This is a genomic window from Tatumella sp. JGM94, from assembly GCF_018257595.1.
GTDB lineage: Bacteria > Pseudomonadota > Gammaproteobacteria > Enterobacterales > Enterobacteriaceae > Tatumella > Tatumella punctata.
Map to the genome: position 1 here is coordinate 49,265 of NZ_JAERJN010000009.1, position 20,581 is coordinate 69,845.

The 20,581-nt window shown below is 53.4% G+C and carries 17 protein-coding genes; 9 read left to right on the plus strand and 8 right to left on the minus strand.

The window, feature by feature from the left end; genetic code table 11:
* Positions 1 to 39 precede the first annotated feature (39 nt).
* Positions 40 to 2,373, minus strand: a complete 2,334-nt coding sequence (locus tag JK216_RS08325; protein WP_212707641.1) for a TonB-dependent siderophore receptor — start codon at positions 2,371 to 2,373, stop codon at positions 40 to 42.
* Between the two features lie 255 nt (positions 2,374 to 2,628).
* Here JK216_RS08325 and fes point away from each other — a divergent pair, with 255 nt between their 5' ends.
* Genes fes through JK216_RS08340 form a run of 3 tightly spaced genes read left to right on the plus strand, consistent with a single transcriptional unit; the run spans position 2,629 to position 8,012 of the window.
* Positions 2,629 to 3,870, plus strand: a complete 1,242-nt coding sequence (gene fes / locus JK216_RS08330; RefSeq protein WP_212711539.1) for an enterochelin esterase — start codon at positions 2,629 to 2,631, stop codon at positions 3,868 to 3,870.
* A 1-nt stretch (position 3,871) separates the two neighbouring features.
* A complete protein-coding gene (locus JK216_RS08335; RefSeq protein WP_212707640.1) occupies positions 3,872 to 4,093 on the plus strand; it encodes an MbtH family NRPS accessory protein in 222 nt (73 codons plus the stop codon).
* Complete coding sequence (locus JK216_RS08340; RefSeq protein WP_212711530.1) at positions 4,086 to 8,012, plus strand: enterobactin synthase subunit F; 3,927 nt, start codon at positions 4,086 to 4,088, stop codon at positions 8,010 to 8,012. Before JK216_RS08335 ends, JK216_RS08340 begins: the two co-directional genes overlap by 8 nt.
* Before the next feature lie 48 nt (positions 8,013 to 8,060).
* Here JK216_RS08340 and JK216_RS08345 read toward each other — a convergent pair whose 3' ends face one another.
* The 4 genes from JK216_RS08345 to fepB all read right to left on the minus strand — a co-directional run bounded on the left by JK216_RS08345 (position 8,061) and on the right by fepB (position 11,866).
* Positions 8,061 to 8,867: an ATP-binding cassette domain-containing protein gene (locus tag JK216_RS08345; protein ID WP_212707638.1), complete on the minus strand. Its 807-nt coding sequence runs from the start codon at positions 8,865 to 8,867 to the stop codon at positions 8,061 to 8,063.
* Complete coding sequence (gene fepG, locus JK216_RS08350; RefSeq protein WP_249213081.1) at positions 8,864 to 9,802, minus strand: iron-enterobactin ABC transporter permease; 939 nt, start codon at positions 9,800 to 9,802, stop codon at positions 8,864 to 8,866. The genes JK216_RS08345 and fepG overlap by 4 nt, the downstream gene beginning before the upstream one ends.
* A gap of 44 nt (positions 9,803 to 9,846) precedes the next feature.
* Positions 9,847 to 10,839 (minus strand): Fe(3+)-siderophore ABC transporter permease, encoded by a 993-nt coding sequence (fepD, locus tag JK216_RS08355; RefSeq protein ID WP_212711529.1) that lies wholly within the window; start codon positions 10,837 to 10,839, stop codon positions 9,847 to 9,849.
* 100 nt (positions 10,840 to 10,939) lie between these two features.
* A complete protein-coding gene (fepB, locus tag JK216_RS08360; protein ID WP_249213076.1) occupies positions 10,940 to 11,866 on the minus strand; it encodes a Fe2+-enterobactin ABC transporter substrate-binding protein in 927 nt (308 codons plus the stop codon).
* Positions 11,867 to 12,063: 197 nt separating this feature from the next.
* On the opposite strand from fepB, the gene JK216_RS08365 reads away from it, so the two are divergent.
* Genes JK216_RS08365 through JK216_RS08385 form a run of 5 tightly spaced genes read left to right on the plus strand, consistent with a single transcriptional unit; the run spans position 12,064 to position 16,915 of the window.
* On the plus strand, positions 12,064 to 13,245 hold the full coding sequence (locus JK216_RS08365) for an isochorismate synthase (RefSeq protein WP_212707634.1): 1,182 nt from the start codon (positions 12,064 to 12,066) through the stop codon (positions 13,243 to 13,245).
* An 11-nt stretch (positions 13,246 to 13,256) separates the two neighbouring features.
* Positions 13,257 to 14,855 carry a (2,3-dihydroxybenzoyl)adenylate synthase gene (locus JK216_RS08370; protein WP_212711527.1) on the plus strand — a complete coding sequence of 533 codons (1,599 nt, stop codon included), beginning with the start codon at positions 13,257 to 13,259 and terminating at the stop codon, positions 14,853 to 14,855.
* Positions 14,856 to 14,884: 29 nt separating this feature from the next.
* Positions 14,885 to 15,736 (plus strand): isochorismatase, encoded by an 852-nt coding sequence (locus JK216_RS08375; RefSeq protein ID WP_212707632.1) that lies wholly within the window; start codon positions 14,885 to 14,887, stop codon positions 15,734 to 15,736.
* The gene (gene dhbA / locus JK216_RS08380; protein WP_212711526.1) at positions 15,733 to 16,491 is read left to right on the plus strand and encodes a 2,3-dihydro-2,3-dihydroxybenzoate dehydrogenase; all 759 of its coding nucleotides are present in this window, start codon (positions 15,733 to 15,735) and stop codon (positions 16,489 to 16,491) included. Before JK216_RS08375 ends, dhbA begins: the two co-directional genes overlap by 4 nt.
* Before the next feature lie 4 nt (positions 16,492 to 16,495).
* Positions 16,496 to 16,915, plus strand: a complete 420-nt coding sequence (locus JK216_RS08385; RefSeq protein WP_212707630.1) for a hotdog fold thioesterase — start codon at positions 16,496 to 16,498, stop codon at positions 16,913 to 16,915.
* 63 nt (positions 16,916 to 16,978) lie between these two features.
* On the opposite strand, the gene cgtA is transcribed toward JK216_RS08385, so the two are convergent.
* The 3 genes from cgtA to rplU all read right to left on the minus strand — a co-directional run bounded on the left by cgtA (position 16,979) and on the right by rplU (position 19,013).
* A complete protein-coding gene (gene cgtA, locus JK216_RS08390) occupies positions 16,979 to 18,157 on the minus strand; it encodes an Obg family GTPase CgtA (protein WP_212707629.1) in 1,179 nt (392 codons plus the stop codon).
* A gap of 271 nt (positions 18,158 to 18,428) precedes the next feature.
* Entirely contained in the window at positions 18,429 to 18,686 is a 258-nt protein-coding gene (rpmA, locus tag JK216_RS08395) for a 50S ribosomal protein L27 (RefSeq protein WP_212707628.1), read from the minus strand.
* 15 nt (positions 18,687 to 18,701) lie between these two features.
* Positions 18,702 to 19,013 (minus strand): 50S ribosomal protein L21, encoded by a 312-nt coding sequence (gene rplU / locus JK216_RS08400; RefSeq protein WP_038016880.1) that lies wholly within the window; start codon positions 19,011 to 19,013, stop codon positions 18,702 to 18,704.
* A gap of 341 nt (positions 19,014 to 19,354) precedes the next feature.
* Here rplU and ispB point away from each other — a divergent pair, with 341 nt between their 5' ends.
* On the plus strand, positions 19,355 to 20,326 hold the full coding sequence (gene ispB, locus JK216_RS08405) for an octaprenyl diphosphate synthase (protein WP_212707627.1): 972 nt from the start codon (positions 19,355 to 19,357) through the stop codon (positions 20,324 to 20,326).
* Positions 20,327 to 20,581 lie beyond the last annotated feature (255 nt).

The following is a 20,581-nucleotide window of genomic DNA, read 5'->3' on the forward strand; positions in this document are numbered from 1 at the left end:
TTGCTGAAGGCGGCTTTTTTTACGGAAGTAACCCGCGGATCAGAAGTGGGTATTAAGACTCATATAAAAAGTCCGTCCGGACTCGTTATAGGTATTCGCCCCTGCCCCGTAGATGGTAATCGGGTTAAGCGCTCCTGTTGAGGTGATAGTCCCTGTTGACTGAGCGTTACCTTCGCGGAAGTGACGTTTATCAAACAGGTTTTCTATACCCGCCGTGATACTGACATTTTTGGTGGCATCCCAGGTCGCGCTGGCACCGACAATGCTGTAAGGACTGACTTCCCGGGTATCAGGATAACCCACCACATTACCGCGGTAATCGAGGCGTTTAGGTTTCTGACGACCATACCAGGTGAAGGTCGTTGCCAGCGAAAGATCATCCCGCGCCTGCCAGGTCAGTCCGGAGTTCAGCGTAAACTGCGGGATAACCGATAAACGATCGCCGGTGGTTTTATTTTTACTCTGCAGCATCCAGGTCATATTGTTATTCCAGTTGACTGTATCTGTCAGCGGAATATTCAGTGTCCCTTCCAGACCTTCCACCAGCGCTTTAGGTACGTTTTCCCACTGATAGATATACGTTCCGGTACTGCTGGTGCCCAGAATATTATTACCGGCCTCAATTTTATTGCGATAATCATTGCGGAACCAGGTCACTCCAGCCTGTAGCCCCGTCTCGTTTTTGTATTCCAGGCCGATCTCTTTGTTAACACTGGTTTCGGCTTTAAGGTTATCGTTACCCATCAGATAACAGCCCGCGCCGGTTCCTGTGTAGCCATAACAGCCCTGACCATTACTGTACAGAATGTAGTTGTTGTTGGTCTGATACAGGTTAGGCGCTTTATATGCCCGGGCGATACCCATCTTCAGTGTCAGATTGTCGGTCAGGTTCTGGGACAGATTCAGCGACGGGCTCCAGTTAGTCCCTGAAATGGAATGGTGGTCAAAACGCAGTGCCGGCGTTAATACCGTGCTGTCGGTAATATCCATATTATCTTCAGCAAACAGAGAAAAGATATCAGCACTGGAATAGGGATCACGGGTGCCGGTAGTCACACCCTCGATCGCTCCGCCCGTTTTGTTGCCGGTCAGTGCCTGGCTGGTAGAAATACCGTCTTTCATCCTCTGCTGGTTCCATTCGGTACCGAGGGTCAGGTTCTGATTGACCAGCGCCGTAAACGGGATACTGATTTCACTGTGCAATAATACATCGCTCAGGTCGATATCAGCAAAACCGGCATCAGTATTAAAAATACCTTCAGTGCCGCCAGCCAGACCTTCGGCCAGTCGTGAGTTACGGGTTCTTTCATACTGTGCATAAGTATTAGTGCTGACCCCGTTATCCCAGACGCCGGTCCAGGTCAGGGCATAATTCTGGCGATAAATACGGTTGGTTTCCTTGCCGTACATCGACTTCACATAATCGGAGGTATTGGTATTCTGAGTATCGCCGGCATACAGGTTACCCTGACGACTGGTTCCGGCTTCAAACTCCAGATGCTGGTTGCGGGCAAACTCCCAGTTCAGTTTACCGTGCAGTTCTTTATCCACTACCCCTTCGCGCCCTGCCGGGTAACTGCCCGTATAAATACCGGAACGCGGCGTCGTATGATCTTTGTTGATATCGTAAGAGTCAGCCTGCGTTTTATCCAGGTTACCCCAGATACTCAGCGTCAGGCTGTCTGATACGGGGCCCATCAGGCTGAAGTTAGTACGTTTGGTGGCGCCTTCCGCTTTATGCTGCGGTGCATTCAGGTAAGTATCCCATGAACCATGCCACTGGCTGGTCGCCTGTTTGGTTATGATATTCACCACTCCGCCCATGGCGCCGTTACCGTAGCGGGCTGCTGCCGGACCACGGATGACTTCAATACGCTCAATCATTTCCGGGGGTACCCAGTTGGAATCACCGCGGGTATCACGTTCACCACGCCAGCCAAAGCGCACTGAATTACGGCTGGATACCGGTTTACCATCGATCAGAATCAGGGTGTTTTCCGGCCCCATACCACGGATATCAATCTGACGATTGTTGCCGCGCTGGCCACTGGTCGAGTTACCCGTAAGGTTTACCCCGGGCATGGTCCGGACAATTTCTGATACATCGCGGGCCGGCGGATGCTTGCGGATTTCGTCGGCAGTAATCGTCGAGACACCCGGTGCCTGTAAGTTTTGCTGTCTGGCGGTCACAATAATTGTGCCATTTTGCGGGTCTGTCTTACTGGTGACAGATGTTTCAGATGCCTTTTGCTGGCTGGTCACTGCTCCGTCAACAGGGGCTGGTTCTGCGGCGGCCGCCTGGAAGGATAAAAAGAACGCTGTAGCCCCAATCTCAAGGCATACAGCCGTGGAAAACCGAGATAATTTTTTCATAGTAAGATCCTGGTCCTCTCCCGCGCGCAAATATGGAGCAGAAGATCCGGTTATATAGTCAGGTTTTTATCCAGTGTCTGACTGCGATCCTGCAGACAACTGCTTGTGCTGTGCGGGGTTACAGAAGATCCGGAAACAGTGAGCAGTTATAAATGCGCTAACAACAGACGGTGAAACAGACTATTGCAAACCGAAATAATTATCAATACTATTATCAGTCACTATTACTGTTTTGCTGATGTGAATACCCCGCAGATGGCTATCCCTGAATGGTTTACTGAACACCCCGGGAGTGAATCCTGGTGGCAACAACAACAACAGCAAGGATTACCCAGGATTGAAGACCCGGCCGGAGGTGAATGTCTGGTGACATTCCTGTGGCGCGATCCGCAGGGCTGCGAGAAAACCTCTGCCTGTCAGCATGTCTGGATAAACATCACCGGTATCACTGACCACCATCAGAAAACTCCGCCCCGTTCACTGCAGCGAATTGCCGGCAGCGACGTCTGGTTCTGGCAAACGACCCTGCCGGCTGACTGGCGTGGCAGCTATTGCCTGATCCCCGATAGCAGTACCGATACTCCTGATGATGCCGCTGATGTTTATCAGCGCCGTGAATGGTGGCGCCAGAAATTTACCGTTGCCCGACACGATCCCCTGAATCCGTTACGCCACTGGTCAGGAGGACGCGGAATGTCTGTGTCCCCGCTGCACATGCCCGATGCCCCGCCCCAGCCGGAATGGCAATCGCTGGATCAGAACCGACAGCCCGCGGCGCCAACAGATAAATATCTGTGGGACAGTGCTCTGCTGGGTAACCAGCGCAGAATACATCTCTGCCAGACAGGATCACCGGACGATGCTTCACGTCCTCTGGTACTGCTGCTGGACGGCCAGTTCTGGGCAGACCAGATGCCGGTGGCCGGGCCATTACATTCCCTCACCACCCGTCACCGGTTACCACCGGCTATTTACGTAATGATCGATATTATCGATCGTCAGCACCGCACCCGTGAGCTGACCTGTAATCCGGAGTTCTGGCTGGCGATACAGCAGGAGTTATTACCACTGATTAGCCAATGGACCCGCTGGCAGCCTGCTGCCGAACGAACGCTGGTGGCGGGTCAGAGCTTTGGCGGACTCTCTGCCGTCTATGCAGCCCTGCGCTGGCCAGAGGTGTTCTCTGCGGCAATCAGCTTATCCGGGTCATTCTGGTGGCCAGCCCGTGGCAAGCCAGACGGATGGCTGACTGAACAGCTTAACCGGCAGGCTTTTGCTGCAGCACCGCGACGAATTTATCTTGAGGCAGGACGTCGTGAACACATTATCTGTCAGGCCAATAGTGTGATGCTGGGAGCCCTGAAGCAGCAGAATATTGATGCGACACTGAAGTTGTTCGAAGGAGGGCATGACGCATTATGCTGGCGCGGAGGTTTACTCGACGGCTTACAGGCAATACTTAATCCCGTTTCCGAAGCAATAAAGGAAGGAACATGATATGGAGAATCTTCATCCCTTTGATCAGCCTGATGTTTACGGTTTTATCCTGAAAAATCATGCCGGTCAGTACAGCTTCTGGCCCGCATTTCTGGCCATTCCCGCGGGCTGGCAGCCGGTGTCTGGCCCTCAGCCTCAGGAACAATGCCTGCTGTGGCTGGAAACACACTGGACGGATATCCGTCCCGAAGAGTCACCGAATACCGGAAGTCGTTATGTCTGAGCAAGTAAACTGGCTGCCTCTGATCGCAGCACAACCGGGTATCTGGATGGCAGATCAGCTGTCACCTCACAGCAATGCTTACGCGGTTGCCCACGTTGTCGAACTGACAGGGCATATTTCCCTGGCACATTTAATCACCGCAATTAAGCTCGGACTGACCGAAGCTGATACTCTGCATATGGTATTCCGGGAAACCGAGGGGGAGGCAGTACAGGGCCAGGGTAATGCGCCACTGATTGCTCCTGAATATATCGATCTCCGGCAACAGACTGATCCGTATCTGGCGGCTGATACTCTGATACAACAGGATCTGCACAGTGATCTGCGACTCGCTGCAGGTAAACCACTGTATCGTCATCTGATATTACAGGTCGCGGATCACCACTGGCGCTGGTACCAGCGTTATCATCATATTGCTATCGACGGCTTTAGTTTTACCGCTCTGACCAAACGTATCGCCGACATCTATACCGCCTGTTGTCAGTCAGCCCCCGCCGGACCTTCACCTTTTATACCGTTCAGCGAAGTAGTGAGTGAATATCTTGACTACCGGCAATCCGTAGCATGGCAACGGGATGCAGGCTACTGGCAGGAGAAAGTGGCAGCGCTGCCACCGGCAGTCACTCTGTCAGAACAGCCGCTGGCCGGACAAATTCCGGCGACCCGTCTGTTGCGCCATCATCTGACATTATCTGCCGCTGAATTACAGCCAGTTACCGGACAACTGGCAGCGAAACAGCTGACTCTGACAGACGGAGCCATCGCGCTGATCGCGGTCTGGCTGGCCCGTCTGACCGGCCAGCAACCTTTCAGCTGCGGATTTATTTTTATGCGCCGGCTGGGGTCTGCGGCATTATGCGCCACCGGCCCGGTAATCAATGTACTGCCGATGGCGGTGGACTATGATCCGGACCTGACTCTGACTGAGCTGGCAAACCGTCTGACAAAAGAAGTAAAACGCAACCGCCGCCACCAGCGCTATGATGCCGAACAGGTAATGCGTGATGCAGGCAGGCACGGGGATAATGATCCGCTGTACGGTCCGGTCATTAATGTAAAAATGTTCGATTATCAGCTGTGTTTTAACGGGCTGCCGGCTGAAACCCGCCATCTGGCTTCCGGACCGGTACGTGACCTGGAAATAGCCCTTTATCCCGGCGAAAACGGTGAGCTGACCGTTGAATTACTGGCGAATGCCGAACGTTACGATGCCGGACAATTACAGGAACACCTGGAACGTCTGCCGCTGCTGGCTGAACAATTCGGCCGCTCTGCCGGCCTTAAATGTTCAGAAGCCCTCATACTGAACCGCCATGAACAGCAGCAAATCGCTGAAATTAACCAGACAGACCACAGCTTACCGGCAGAAACACTGTACAGTCTGCTGGCACAGCAGGCACAATCCACTCCGCAGGCGATTGCTCTGGCTGATATTCACCGCCAGCTGGATTACCGGGAAATGCACCAGCAGGTGCTGGCTCTGGCACAGCAACTGCTGGCGGCGGGTGTCAGACACGGCGATATTGTGGCAGTTGCCCTGCCCCGTTCCGTGTATCTGTCGCTGGCCCTGCAGGCCATTGTCCGGTTGGGGGCCATCTGGCTGCCACTCGATACGGGTTATCCTGATGACCGGCTGCAACTAATGCTGGAAGATGCCGGTCCGAAACTGCTGATCACTGAGGCCGGGCTGGCAGCACGCTTTCAGGCGATCACTGATGTCGCCAGGTATCACTATCAGTCTTTATTACCTGCTTTAACCGTCCCCCTTAAAGCAACAGAACCCGCTCCCGGCGACGGGGCTTATCTGATCTATACCTCCGGTTCAACCGGCAGGCCAAAAGGCGTACTGGTCGGCCATCAGGCAATAGTCAACCGCCTGTTATGGATGCAAAACCACTATGCACTGGCAGCCAGTGATGTGGTGCTGCAAAAAACACCGGCCAGTTTTGATGTCTCTGTCTGGGAATTCTTCTGGCCGCTGATCACCGGGGCCCGGCTGATGATGGCTCCGCCGGAATCACACCGCGAACCGGATATTTTACTGCAGTTAATTCTCGACTATCAGGTCACTGTGCTCCATTTTGTCCCCTCCATGCTGGCAGCATTTACTGCGTCACTGGACAGTGAAACAGCGGCGCAGACAGGAAAACAACTGCGCAGAGTATTTTGCAGCGGCGAAGCCTTACCGGCTTCTCTTGCCCGCCAGTGGCAGACTTTATGCGGCACGGAACTGCACAACTTATATGGCCCGACGGAAGCGGCGGTCGACGTCAGCGTGTATCCTGCTTTTGGGGACGCCCTGGCGGCGGTCACTGGCAACAGCGTACCTATAGGTTTTCCCGTATGGAATACGGGTCTGCATATTCTGGATAACAGACTGCAGCCGGTACCTCCGGGTATTGCCGGGGAGCTATGGCTGAGCGGTGTACAACTGGCTGAGGGCTACCTCGGCCGTCCGGGACTGACAGCGACCCGGTTTGTCGCACTGCCCGGCAAACATGGCGAACGTATGTATCGTACCGGAGATGTCGTCCGACGACTGGAAAAAGGGGCTATCGAGTACCTCGGCCGTAATGACGATCAACTGAAAATTCGTGGCCAGCGCATCGAACTGACCGAAATAGATCATCTACTACAGGGACTGGCAGGTATACGTCAGGCAGTTACAGTGGCGCGTGTTTTACAGCCCCCCCGTCATGGCAGCCAAGCGGGCTGGGAAGATGCCCGCCAGCTTATTTCTTACGTCATCAGCGATCAGCCGACAGACAGCGAACAACTGCGTGCAGAGTTGTCAGCACATTTGCCGGCCCATATGGTACCGATAGTGATTATGCAGGTGGACGATTTCCCGCTGAGCAGTAATGGCAAGCTGGATCGAAAAGCCTTACCCCTGCCGGAGACCGGTGCCGGAAAAATACAGCGTTTGCCTGAGCCGGGACTGGAAAGCACACTGGCGACAGAGTTCGCCGCCATACTCGGTTGTGACCAGGTTTATGCCAGCGATGATTTCTTTGCTCTGGGGGGGCATTCACTGCTGGCGATGCGTCTTGCCGCACGGTTACGCCAGGTTTTAGCGATCCCCGTGACCGTCGGACAAATTATGATCGCTCCGGGTGTTGAAGCTCTTGCCAGGCTGCTGACCGCGCCGACAGAAAATACCACAGAGGCTGCGGGTTTCTCTGACCTGCTGCCGTTACGCGAAGCTGGCGGACCAGAACTTTTCTGTTTCCACCCGGCCTCCGGATTTGCCTGGCAATTCAGTATCCTGCGACGTTATCTGGACCCGCACTGGCAAATCACCGGTATACAGTCCCCTGCCGTACAAGGGGTTCTGAATAATAGTCAGCATATTGATGAGGTCTGCGAAGCACATTTACAACGCCTCCGCCAGCGCCAGCCCCATGGGCCGTATTATCTGCTCGGTTATTCACTGGGTGGCACACTTGCTCAGGGGGTGGCCGCCAGGCTGGAAGCGGCCGGTGAGCAGGTAGCTTTCCTCGGACTGCTGGATACCTGGCCGCCGGAAACCCAGAACTGGGACGAACGCCAGGGAAAAAATGTGTTGGATCCGGAAGTGCTGGCCGAAGTTGACCGTGAGCGAGAGCAGTTTATGCAAAGCCAGCGCACAATGGCAGGCGAAGAAATGTCAGAAATGTTTGATGTTATCAGCGCTAACTATGCCAGCGCAGTACGCTTACTCACAACGGCTGGCAGTGCGAAATTTGGCGGTAATGCAGTTATGTTTCTGGCAGAAAAAACCCGCCAGCCAGGCATGGATGCCCGGCAATGCTGGGCGCCGTATCTCCCGCAATTACAGATTGTTCCGCTGAACTGCGCTCATTCAGAGATTCTTTCTGACAAGGTATTCACCCGGCTTGGCCCGGCCATCAATCAGTATCTGAAAGCATCTGCACCATAAACTGTTCATGCCGGACGAAGATTGTATCGTCCGGCATGGTACAGCAGGTTATACGGACGGTTGTTCTCTGCCCAGCGGTACAATCATCGGTGTCCCTGCTACCGGATCACTGATTATCATACATTTCAGCCCGTAAACCTGCTCAATCAGCGCCGGGGTCACAATATCGCAGGGTTTGCCTTCCGCAATAATCTGACCATCACGCATCGCAATCAGGTGCGTTGCATAACGACAGGCATGATTCAGTTCATGTAAGACCACTACCAGGGTGCGTCCGTGTTGCCGGTTAAGATCCCGGATTAATTCCATCAGTTCGATCTGATGGGTTATATCCAGCCAGGTGGTCGGTTCATCCAGCAACAGCAACGGTGTCTGCTGCGCCAGTACCATGGCGATCCACACCCGCTGCCGCTGTCCTCCCGACAGAGTATCCACCGTTTGTCCGGCCAGGTGACCGACCCGGGTAGCCTGCATTGCATCATCGACTGCACGGGTGTCTTCACCGCGCCAGCGGCCAAACAGATGCTGATGGGGATAACGCCCGCGGGAAACCAGTTCACGGACCGTAATTCCGGCCGGCGCATCCGGTGACTGGGGCAGCAACCCCAGCCGTCTGGCAACCTCTTTTGTCGGATAGCTGTTGATATCGGCACCGTTCAGCACAATATGGCCAGCAACCGGTGTCAGTAACCGGCTCATCGTCCGCAACAGGGTCGACTTACCACAGGCATTGGGGCCAATAATCACGGTCACTTCCCCCCGGGGGATAGCCACGGATAGATCGCGGGCAACAATCTTGTTATCGTAACCGAGTGTCAGATGCTGTCCCAGCAGCGGTGATTGTCTGTCAGTCATTTACGACGGGCCTCTCTGACCAGTAAACTCATTAAGTAAATCCCGCCCAGACTCACCGTGACCACTCCCACCGGCAGCTGATACGGAACAAACAGATGGCTGGCAATATAGTCTGCTGCCAGCAATAAAATCGCCCCACAGAAAGCACTGGCGGTCAGCCGGGAGTGTCCGTTACGGCATAAGCGGCTGGCAATTTGCGGGGCCACCAGCGCGATAAAAGAAACCGGACCAATCAGCGCCGTCGATACCGCGGTCAGTATGACTCCCGTCAGCATTAACAGCATCCTGCTGCGCTCAACCGGAACCCCCAGCGCAGCTGCCATATCATCCCCCATCTCCAGTAAACGCATACGTCTGGCCAGTAATCCGGTCGCGACACTGGCCAGTAACAGGATCAGGGCAACCGGTGGCAGGCTGTGCCAGCTGATGCCATTCAGTGAACCGGCACTCCATAATCCGGCGGATAATGCCGTATCCAGTGAAGCTGAAGTGATAAGCCAGCTATTCAGAGACATCAGTAAGGCACGGACACCAATGCCGACAATAATCAGCCGGAAAGTATCCACTCCCCGCCGCCAGGAGAATATATAGACCAAAACTGCCGTGATCAGTCCGCCAGCCAGCGCCGCCAGCGCCAGAACAGCAGGCTGTCCCGGTAAAAATACCATCACCAGCAAGACGGCCGAAAATGCGCCGGTGTTAAACCCCAGAACATCCGGACTGCCAAGCGGATTACGTAACAGTGACTGAAATATTGCACCGCTGAGAGCCAGTGCGGCACCGGTCAACAGTGCAGTCACTACCCGCGGTAATCGCCAGTCCATCACTATCATCGTAACAGCCCGTGGTGCACTGCCATTCAGTACTTGCCAAAGCTGGCTACTGCTCAGTACCAGAGTGCCGCGGCTCAGGGACAGCACACTGACAGCAATCATAACGGCCAGTAAACAGAGTAATACTGTCAGGGTCCGGCCAGCCATCAGAGACCTCCCGCGGGCTGACGACGGATCAGAAAGATCAATACCGGCGCGCCGATAAATGCTGTCACAATCGACACCCGCAGTTCTCCGGCAGCCATAAACCGCCCGGCGATATCGGCTGACAGCAACAGACAAGGTGTCAGGAACAGCGTGACCGGTAACAAACGGCGGTGATCGGCACCTGCCAGTAAGCGGCCCAGATGAGGCGCAATCAGGCCGACGAAGGCTATCGGCCCGGTCAGTGCCGTGGCTGAACCGGCCAGCAGAGCCACCGCCAGCAGACCACTCAGCTGGGTACCCAGCACCCGGGTGCCGAGAGTGGTTGCCATATCTCCCCCCATACTGAGATTATTCAGGGATTTACTAAGTAATAAGGCCAGTAATACAGCCACAACAATGGCCGGGGTAACAACGGCCAGAGAAGAGAACTGACGGATATCCAGCGAGCCACTGAGCCAGAAACGCAGATGATCATAGATATCAGGATTCATCAGTGAGAACCCGTTAGTGATGCCTTCCAGTACCGCTGCCAGGGCAACCCCGGCCAGAGTCAGCCGGACCGGATTAACACGGCCGCCAGCCGCCGCCCCTGTCAGGGCGACGATCAGTAAGGCAAACACTGCACCGCCAAAGGCAAAGCCAAGCCAGGCCTGCGGGGTATCAGCCCCGGTCAGGGCAATACCCAGAACAATGGCAAAAGACGCACCGGAGTTAATACCAAGCAGACCGGGGTCGGCCAGCGGGTTACGGGTCAGCGTTTGCATCAGTACCCCGGCCACCCCCAGCGAAATACCGGCGGCAATTCCGGCCAGAGTCCGGGGGAGTCTTGCAAAACGGATAATCGTACAGTCCTGAGAGCTACAGGGGCCTGACGATACCAGCGCCTGCCAGCTTTCCGTCACCGGGATCAGCTTCGCCCCGGCCATCAGACTCAGGGTGGTCAGCAAAATAAACAACAGTAACAGCAATATCAGCAAATACGGTTGGCGCATCACTCTCAGAACCTTCATCGCACTAAAATACTCGCTGCCCGCAGGAAATGAATATACCGTCAGCAACAGAGAAATACCGGCTGTCCCCGGTTACGGGGGCTTAATCTGCAAAGAGTTTTTGCAGGGTCGTCAGCAGATGGCTGGCACTATAATAATCCAGTCGGAAATTGTCAGCCCCCATCCCATAGACGTTTTTATTGCTGACCGCTTCTGTCTGTGAGAGAAACGGGTCACTGAGCACTGAAGGAACCGTGCTGTCAGTACTGGCGAATAACAGCCAGCTTTTACCGTCCAGCCCCGTGGCCAGGTTTTCCCCTGATAACTGAATAATATCTTTACGCTGCCCCATACTAACGTTACCGGTGACAGAGGATGGCGGTATCGCCAGGCTAAATCCAAGTTGTTCCAGCAGTTTTCCCTGGGCTGACTCACGGGTCCACAGATTGACTTCACGTCCGCCGCCATTCCACACCATGGCAGAGACTGGCTGTGGTGGCAGGCGTAACCCGGGTTTTAATGCTTTTTCCCGCTGATCAAATTCTGCAACTTTCTGTGCTGCCTGAGCCTCATGACCGGTCGCCTGCCCCAGCACAGTCACCAGTTGCTGCCAGCTTTTATCGTCATAATTCACTACCAGCACAGGGGCAATCGCCGATAACTGGCTGACCATGCGCAGAGCACTGTCATTTCCTGTCGCACTGACCAGAATCAGATCCGGTGCTTCACTGGCAATACTTTCGATATTGGGCTCACCGATATATAAGGGTTTAACCTTCCGCTGCCGGGCAATATCTCCCCATTGGCGGAAAAAACCCTGAGCATCGGTAAAACGACTGCCCGGGGCCCCGGCACCACTCCCGACTACCGGAGCATCAATCGCCAGCAGTGATCCGGTCAGAGTCACGCTGGTGGAGACAATACGCTCAGGTGGCTGCTGAAGAGTGACTGTGCCGTTTTCAGCCTTGATTTGTCTCGGCCAGCCATCCATCGCGCTGACCTGTATGCTTAAAGGCAGTAAAAGCACCATTAACCATCTTCTGTAACCTGACCATACTGTTTTCATTGCTTAGCCCCGGGGTTGACTGATTGAGATTGTCGTATTTCCTGCGGATTTTCACCTGTAAAGGACGATTTCATTGACACATTATAAGGATCCGGTTAGGTTACACGAAACAATACAAATGATAATCATTATTAGATATTTTATCATTCCAGGACTCGATTATGGTAGAAAAGGAACAGGTTGAAAATCCCTGTTTTGAGGAATTTCCCTCCTTACAAGGCCGTTTTCTGTTTACCTCAGGCTGGAAAAGCCTGATTACCCGGGGTTGCTTCCGGCGTTTGTCTGGCCCGTTATCCGCCACCTCCTCCGCACCGTCTCTTATCGCACAACAGCTGGATACGGCGTTCAGGGATGCCCGGGCCGCCGGGATTACGCGACCGGTGGTTGTCGGGGCTATCCCCTTTGATACCCGCCAGCCTTCAGAATTGTATATTCCGCAACAAAGTACATTCTTCCATCGTCGACAGCTTAACGCTGTGACTGAGACCACGCCACGGGGCGGGATTGAAGCATTACCTGCCCGTCAGATACCGGAAAAAAGCGTATTTACAGCAATGGTCGCCTCAGCAGTCCGGGCCATGGCACGCGGTGAACTGGATAAAGTCGTTCTGTCACGGTTACTGACGACCCGCTGCCAGCAGCCACCGGATCTGCAGCTTCTGATGTCACAGATTGTGCAGCAAAACCCGGATAATTATCACTTCCATGTCCCCCTGTCTTCGGGCGCAGCGTTACTGGGTGCCAGTCCGGAATTGTTGCTCAGAAAAGCAGGCACTGACTTCTGGTCCTGCCCGCTGGCCGGGTCAGCACGCCGTTATCCGGAGGCTGCCGCAGATCAGCAGTCAGGCCAGACGCTGATGAATTCAGAAAAGGACCGCCATGAACACCGGCTGGTCACCGATGCGATGCGCAATACGCTGCAACCGGTAAGCGAGACACTGTCGGTACCCTCGGTACCGGAACTGGTGACCACCGGAACATTATGGCATCTGGCGACCCGGATCCACGGAACCGTCAGCCACCGGCAGCAAAATGCGCTTGAACTGGCGGCATTGCTGCACCCGACCCCAGCCCTGAGTGGTTTCCCCCATACTCAGGCACTGACATTAATCCGGCAGCTGGAACCTTTTGACCGCCAGTTATTTGGCGGGATGGTGGGCTGGTGCGATGACCAGGGAAATGGTGAATGGGCCGTCACTATCCGCTGTGCAACGGTAGACAAGCAGGACATCACCCTGTTTGCCGGGGCAGGCATTGTACCGGCTTCAGTGCCGGAGGCTGAATGGCAGGAAACCGGCGTTAAACTGACAACAATGCTGAAAGCTTTCGGGCTTGACCAATAAAGGTAACTCCCATGACTATCCCTTATACCCGCTGGCCCGACGCGCTGGCCAGCCGTTACCGCAGTAAAGGGTACTGGCTGGATCGGCCACTCAGTGATATCTCAGACCGCCAGCAGAATAATGATGCTATCGCCATCATTGATAATGACAGCCGCCTGAGCTACCGCCAGCTGGCACTTTACAGTTCGCGTCTGGCAGCAAAACTGCAACAGGCCGGACTCAGGAAAGGTGATACCGCTTTAGTACAGCTGGGTAATAACTGCGAGTTTTACCTGGTATTTTTTGCGCTCCTGAAACTGGGCGTGGCTCCGGTCAATGCCCTGTACAGCCATCAGCGCAGTGAATTACTGTCTTACGCCGGACAGATTTCCCCGGCACTGTTAATCGCTGACCGCCGGCATGGTCTGTTTGCTGATGACCAGTTTATACAACAGGTTCCGTCACTGAAAACCGTGGTCATGCACCATGCTCTCACCGGTGATAACTGTCTGACGGACTGGCTGACCACCCCCGGCGAGCATTTTGTTGCTGATCCCACTGCGGCAGATGAAGTCGCTTTTTTCCAGTTATCCGGCGGCAGTACCGGTACACCGAAACTGATCCCGCGTACCCATAATGACTACTACTACAGTATCCGTGCCAGCAACGATATCTGTGCCGTCGACGCGGATACCCGCTACCTGTGCGCCCTGCCCGCTGCACATAATTACCCGATGAGTTCTCCGGGCTGTCTGGGGGTATTTTATGCCGGTGGTTTCGTGGTAATGGCATCTGACCCCAGTGCCACACAATGCTTTCCGCTGATAGAGAAACATCAGATCACCATGACCGCGCTGGTTCCTCCGGCGGTCAGTCTGTGGCTGCAATCGATCAGTGATCAGGGAAATGCCCGGCAGCTTCGCTGTTTAAAAGTGTTACAGGTCGGCGGGGCGCGGCTCAGTGAATCTCTGGCACGACGGATAATTTCTGATATCGGCTGCCAGCTGCAACAGGTATTTGGCATGGCCGAAGGGCTGGTGAACTATACACGGCTCGACGATCCCGAAGAGGTTATTGTTTCGACCCAGGGACGACCAATGTCTGAAGATGACGAGGTGCGGGTGGCTGATGAGAACGGCAGGCTGTTACCGCCGGGGACTACCGGCCGCCTGCTGACACGCGGGCCTTATACATTCCGCGGCTATTTCAATAACCCGGCTCACAATGCGACCTGCTTTGATGCCGAAGGCTTTTACTGTTCCGGCGACCTGATTGAGATCACCGCAGAAGGAAACATCAAAGTTCAGGGACGGGAAAAAGATCAGATTAACCGCGGAGGTGAGAAGATCGCAGCCGAAGAGATAGAGAATCTGCTGCAACGTCACCCGGAGATTATTCATGCTGCTCTGGTATCAATGAATGATGAACTGATGGGAGAGAAAAGTTGCGCATTTATTGTCGCGACTCAACCGGTTAAACCGGCACATTTACGTCGTCATCTGCGTGAACAGGGTATCGCCGAATTTAAACTGCCTGACCGGATAGTACAGCAGGACACACTGCCCTTAACCCATGTCGGGAAAGTGGATAAAAAAGCCCTGCGTGAATGGCTGAACCAGCAGCCCAAATAACCCAATGACGACCGGACAATGGAGTTACCATGAGTATCCCTAAACTTGAATCCTATGCTCTGCCTGCCGCAGATGAACTTCCCGACAATAAAGTACAGTGGGTATTTGAACCCGCACGGGCAGCATTGTTAATCCATGATATGCAGAACTATTTCCTGAATTTCTGGGCCAGTGACAGCCCGTTAATTCATCAGGTAGTGGACAATATTGCCCGTTTACGTGCCCAATGCTATGCCCTCGGGATCCCGGTGTTTTATACCGCGCAACCAGATCAGCAAAGTGATGAAGATCGCGCGTTGCTGAATGATATGTGGGGACCCGGCTTAAACCGTCATCCTGAACAACAGCAAGTTACTGATGCACTGACCCCTGGCGAACACGACAAGGTGCTGACCAAATGGCGGTACAGCGCTTTCCACCGTGCAGATCTTGAACAGCAACTGAAAAATGCCGGGCGGGATCAGCTGATAATTACCGGGGTATATGCCCATATTGGCTGCCTGACGACAGCAACAGATGCCTTTATGCGTAATATAAAACCCTTTATGGTAGCCGATGCACTGGCGGACTTCAGCCGGGAAGAACATCTGATGGCGCTGAAATATACTGCCGGCCGCTGCGGAAAAGTGGTTACCTGTAATGAGCTTATTTTATTGCCGGAAAGTAAAGCCGCCTTACGGGCTATGGTGTTACCTTTACTTGAGGATGACGATCAGCCGGAAGATGATGAGAACCTGACAGACTACGGCCTGGACTCCGTGAGAGTTATGGCACTGGCTGCACGCTGGCGAATGGCACGCCCGGAGATTGATTTTGTGGCTCTGGCCAGAAATGCATCTATTGATGGCTGGTGGAGATTACTGGCAGGAGAACAGCAATGAGCCACTCACCGGAATTTCAGGGGAAACAGGTCTGGGTAACCGGTGCGGGCCAGGGGATTGGTTATCATACCGCGCTGGCTTTTCACCAGGCTGGTGCCACGGTGACGGCTTTTGATATTAAATTTGATCAGCACAACTACCCGTTTACCTGCCAGCTACTGAACGTCGCCGATCCGATACAGGTCAGACAAACCTGCCAGGCATTACTTCATCAACAGCCACAACTGGATATATTGATCAACGCTGCCGGGATCCTGCGGACCGGTGCAACAGATGAGATTTCGTTTGAAAACTGGCAACAGTGTCTCAGCGTTAATGCCGGCGGCGCATTTAACCTGTTTCAGCAGACATTACCTGTATTCCGCAAACAACAGCGGGGCGCGATAGTCACAGTAGCCTCTAATTCTGCCCATGCGCCGCGGCTGGGGATGTCCGCTTATGGAGCATCTAAAGCGGCATTACGCAGTTTATGTCTGACGGTGGGTCTGGAAATGGCACCTTATGGCGTGCGCTGTAATATCGTCTCTCCGGGTTCAACTGACACAGAAATGCAGCGCAGTCTGTGGAAAACGCCACAGGCCGAGCAGCAGACTATTGATGGCTTTCCGGAGCAGTTTAAGCTGGGGATCCCATTGAAGAAGATCGCCCGGCCACAGGAAATAGCCGATACGATTCTGTTCCTGGCCTCCGATAAGGCCAGTCATGTGGTATTACAGGATATCGTCGTCGATGGCGGAGCCACCCTGGGGGCCTGAGAATATGTCACGGTTCTGGAAGCGGATAATGACTCCGGATGAACTGAACGCCCTCGGACAACAGTGTCTGGTCAGCCACTTAGGGATCGAGTTTACCGTTATCGGTGAACAGCATCTGGAAGCGACAATGCCTGTTGACCCGCGGACCCGGCAGCCATTCGGATTATTACATGGCGGGGCATCGGTGGTTCTGGCCGAGTCGATGGGCTCAGTGGCGGCTTATCTCGCCACCGAAGAAGGGAAAAGCGTCGTCGGTATTGAAGTCAATGCCAGCCACCATCGCGCCGTTTCACAAGGACTGGTGTATGCAAACTGTCATCCGCTGCATATTGGTGCACAGTTACAAGTCTGGCAGACCGAGATCCGTAACAGTAAAGGTAAGCTGTGCTGTACTGCCAGGCTGACAGTGTCGGTGTTAGGCTAAAGGTACAAAAAAGCCGGAGTCTTGCTCCGGCTATGACTGAAAAGGGGTTAAGATCCTTAAGGATCAACGCTGATAGATGATCTCCACACCTTCATCATCATCTTCGTCCCAGTCATCCCAATCGTCATCTTCTTCTTCTGCTGGCTGAGCATTATTTTCCAGCGTTTCACGGTGATAGTCGTCCCACATAAACTCGACTTTCTCCGGCTTCTGCTCTTCTTTCTCTGCTTCTTTCGGGTTCGCGTTAATAAAGCTCATCACGTCCCAGCACAGCGCATTCACGCCATCACGGCTGGCCGCAGAAATCAGATAATACTTATCATCCCAGCCCAGTGCTTCGGCAACGGCTTTAGCACGGCTTTCAGCTTCCTGTTTATCCAGCAGATCGGTTTTGTTAAATACCAGCCAGCGTGGCTTCTGGTATAACTTATCGCTGTATTTTTCCAGCTCAGCCAGAATAATACGCGCGTTCTCTACCGGATCAGATTCATCGATCGGTGCCAGATCGATCAGGTGTAATAATACCCGGCAGCGTTCAAGGTGTTTAAGGAAACGGATCCCTAAACCGGCGCCGTCCGCAGCACCTTCGATCAGTCCCGGAATATCTGCCACGACAAAACTCTGCTCATGATCCATACGCACCACACCCAGGCTGGGAACCAGAGTGGTAAACGGATAGTCAGCGACTTTGGGTTTAGCCGCAGAAACGGCACGGATAAAGGTTGATTTACCGGCATTTGGCAGACCCAGCATACCGACATCTGCCAGTAGCATCAGCTCCAGTAACAAGTCACGCTTTTCGCCTTCGGTACCCATGGTTTTCTGACGCGGTGTACGGTTAACAGAAGATTTAAAGCGGGTGTTACCCAGGCCATGCCAGCCGCCTTTCGCGACCATCAGACGCTGTTCATGGCGAGTCATATCACCCATGGTTTCGCCTGTATCCTGGTCGATAATACGGGTACCGACCGGGACTTTAACAATGACATCTTTACCACGTTTGCCGGTACAGTCACGGCTCTGGCCATTCTGGCCACGTTCGGCGCGGAAGGCTTTTTCGAAGCGGTAATCAATCAGGGTATTCAGGTTTTCGTCAGCCAGCAGCCAGACATCGCCGCCATCGCCACCGTCACCACCATCAGGACCGCCCCGCGGAATATATTTTTCGCGGCGGAAGCTGACACAGCCATTACCGCCATCGCCTGCGACCACCAGAATTGTCGCTTCATCAACAAACTTCATTTCTCTTCTCCGTCACTCTTTCGCCTGCACAGACAACGGTCCTGCAAACGGGCCCGCCAGGGTCGACTCTGCTGACCGGCGGCGGATAATACCGGCATGGATGCCAGTGATATCAGTATTCAGTATTTTATCTGTCCAGTGTACAGCATTCTGCTGAGGTACGCGGGGATTTAGTGTGGGTATGACAGCAGAATGTAAAAAGCCCCGCACAAGCTGCGGGGCTTTAATTCGTTAAGTCAGACAGTGATTATACTGTCAGGACCTTTCAACCTTACTCAGCAACGATGCTGACGTATTTACGGTTGTCCGGGCCTTTAACTTCGAATTTGATCTGACCAGTTGCAGTTGCAAACAGGGTGTGGTCACGACCACAACCTACGTTGTTGCCTGCATGGAATTTGGTTCCGCGCTGACGAACGATGATGCTGCCTGCCAGTACAGTTTCGCCGCCGAAGCGTTTAACGCCCAGACGTTTTGCGTTGGAATCGCGACCGTTACGTGTGGAGCCGCCAGCCTTTTTATGAGCCATTTGTCAAATCTCCTGTTAAGCGCTGATGCCAGTGATCTTCACATCAGTGAACCACTGACGGTGACCCTGCTGCTTACGATAGTGTTTACGGCGACGAAACTTAACAATTTTAATTTTCTCACCACGACCATGAGCCACGACTTCAGCTTTGATAACACCACCTGAAACCAGTGGAGCACCAATGGTAACTTCTTCGCCGTTGGCAATCATCAGAACCTGGTCAAACTCAATAGTTTCACCGGTTGCGATATCAAGCTTTTCCAGGCGAACGGTCTGACCTTCGCTAACTCGGTGTTGTTTACCACCACTTTGGAAAACCGCGTACATATAAAACTCCGCTTCTGCGCTAGCCCTTATGATTAAATCAGGCGGCGCTATAAATATTCACAATAGGGCGCGAATTCTACGCAAATATCAGGCAGAAGACAAGTCTCCTTTGCAGGGTATTGCAGAAAAAAAACACAGGGCACAGCCGGGTGTTTCCTGTAACCAAATTTCCAGTACAATAGGCTTCATTCGTAGTTCACTGGCGTTTGTTGATCTTGCCGGGAGCTGCCGCTACTGCCGACAGAGAAATTTATTCAGATATACGCCGATACAAACTATCTGGACACTCCTGTTTAAACGGCCATATGATGGCTAAAACCGAGTCAAAACTGAACAGACGTATGAACTTAGAACAAATTACAGAAATCACCTCCGCTGATATGGCGGCCGTCAATCAGACCATTCTTGACCAGCTTGATTCCGATGTTGCGCTTATCAGCCAACTGGGCCATTACATCGTCAGCGGCGGCGGCAAACGTATTCGTCCGATGATTGCAGTGCTGTCAGCAAGAGCACTTAATTATCAGGGCGACCAGCATGTGCTGAACGCAGCACTGATTGAATTTATCCATACCGCTACCCTGCTGCACGATGATGTGGTGGACGAATCAGATATGCGCCGTGGTAAAGCGACTGCGAATGCGACTTTCGGTAATGCTGCCAGCGTACTGGTCGGCGATTTTATTTACACCCGTGCTTTTCAGATGATGACCAGCCTGGGATCGTTAAAGATCCTTGCACTGATGTCTGAAGCGGTGAATGTGATCTCCGAAGGCGAAGTTCTGCAGCTAATGAACTGTAACGATCCGGATATTACCGAAGAAAGCTATATGCGGGTGATTTACAGTAAAACGGCGCGCTTATTTGAAGCTGCGGCCCAGACGTCTGCAATTCTGGCTGATGCCACCGCCGGACAGGAACAGGCATTGCGCGATTACGGCCGTTATATTGGTACAGCCTTTCAGCTGATCGATGATTTACTCGACTACAGTACTGACAATATCGCCCTGGGTAAAAATGTCGGCGACGACCTGAGTGAAGGGAAACCTACCCTGCCATTATTACATGCGATGCAACATGGTACTCCTGAACAATCTGCCATGATCCGTCAGGCGATCGAGCAAGGTAATGGCCGGCATCTGTTAGATCAGGTACAGGAGGCCATGCAGCAATGTGGTTCCTTAAACTGGACCCGTCAGCGTGCTGAAGCCGAAGCCGATAAGGCGATTCGCGCATTACAGGTGCTGCCTGCCAGCCCGTGGCGCGAAGCGTTAGAATCTCTGGCACACATGTCAGTACAGCGCGATCACTGATCTCCCCCGACGGATCACTCTTTTCTGCAGCCGGATCCTTCTGTGTTATATCGCCGGATAACGATCCGGCGATAAGCCCATATTGCCTCCATCCTTTCTTACCCTGCTTTGCCTGTGATCCCTGACGCCTGATTTTCGGATGATTTCAGCGTTCTTTTCTTCATATTTGCGACCACCGTAGTAATTTAGCGCTTTTTAGATAATTTTTATGAAATAATTGGTCGTTTTTTGCTATATCTGTTGCCATAAACAATG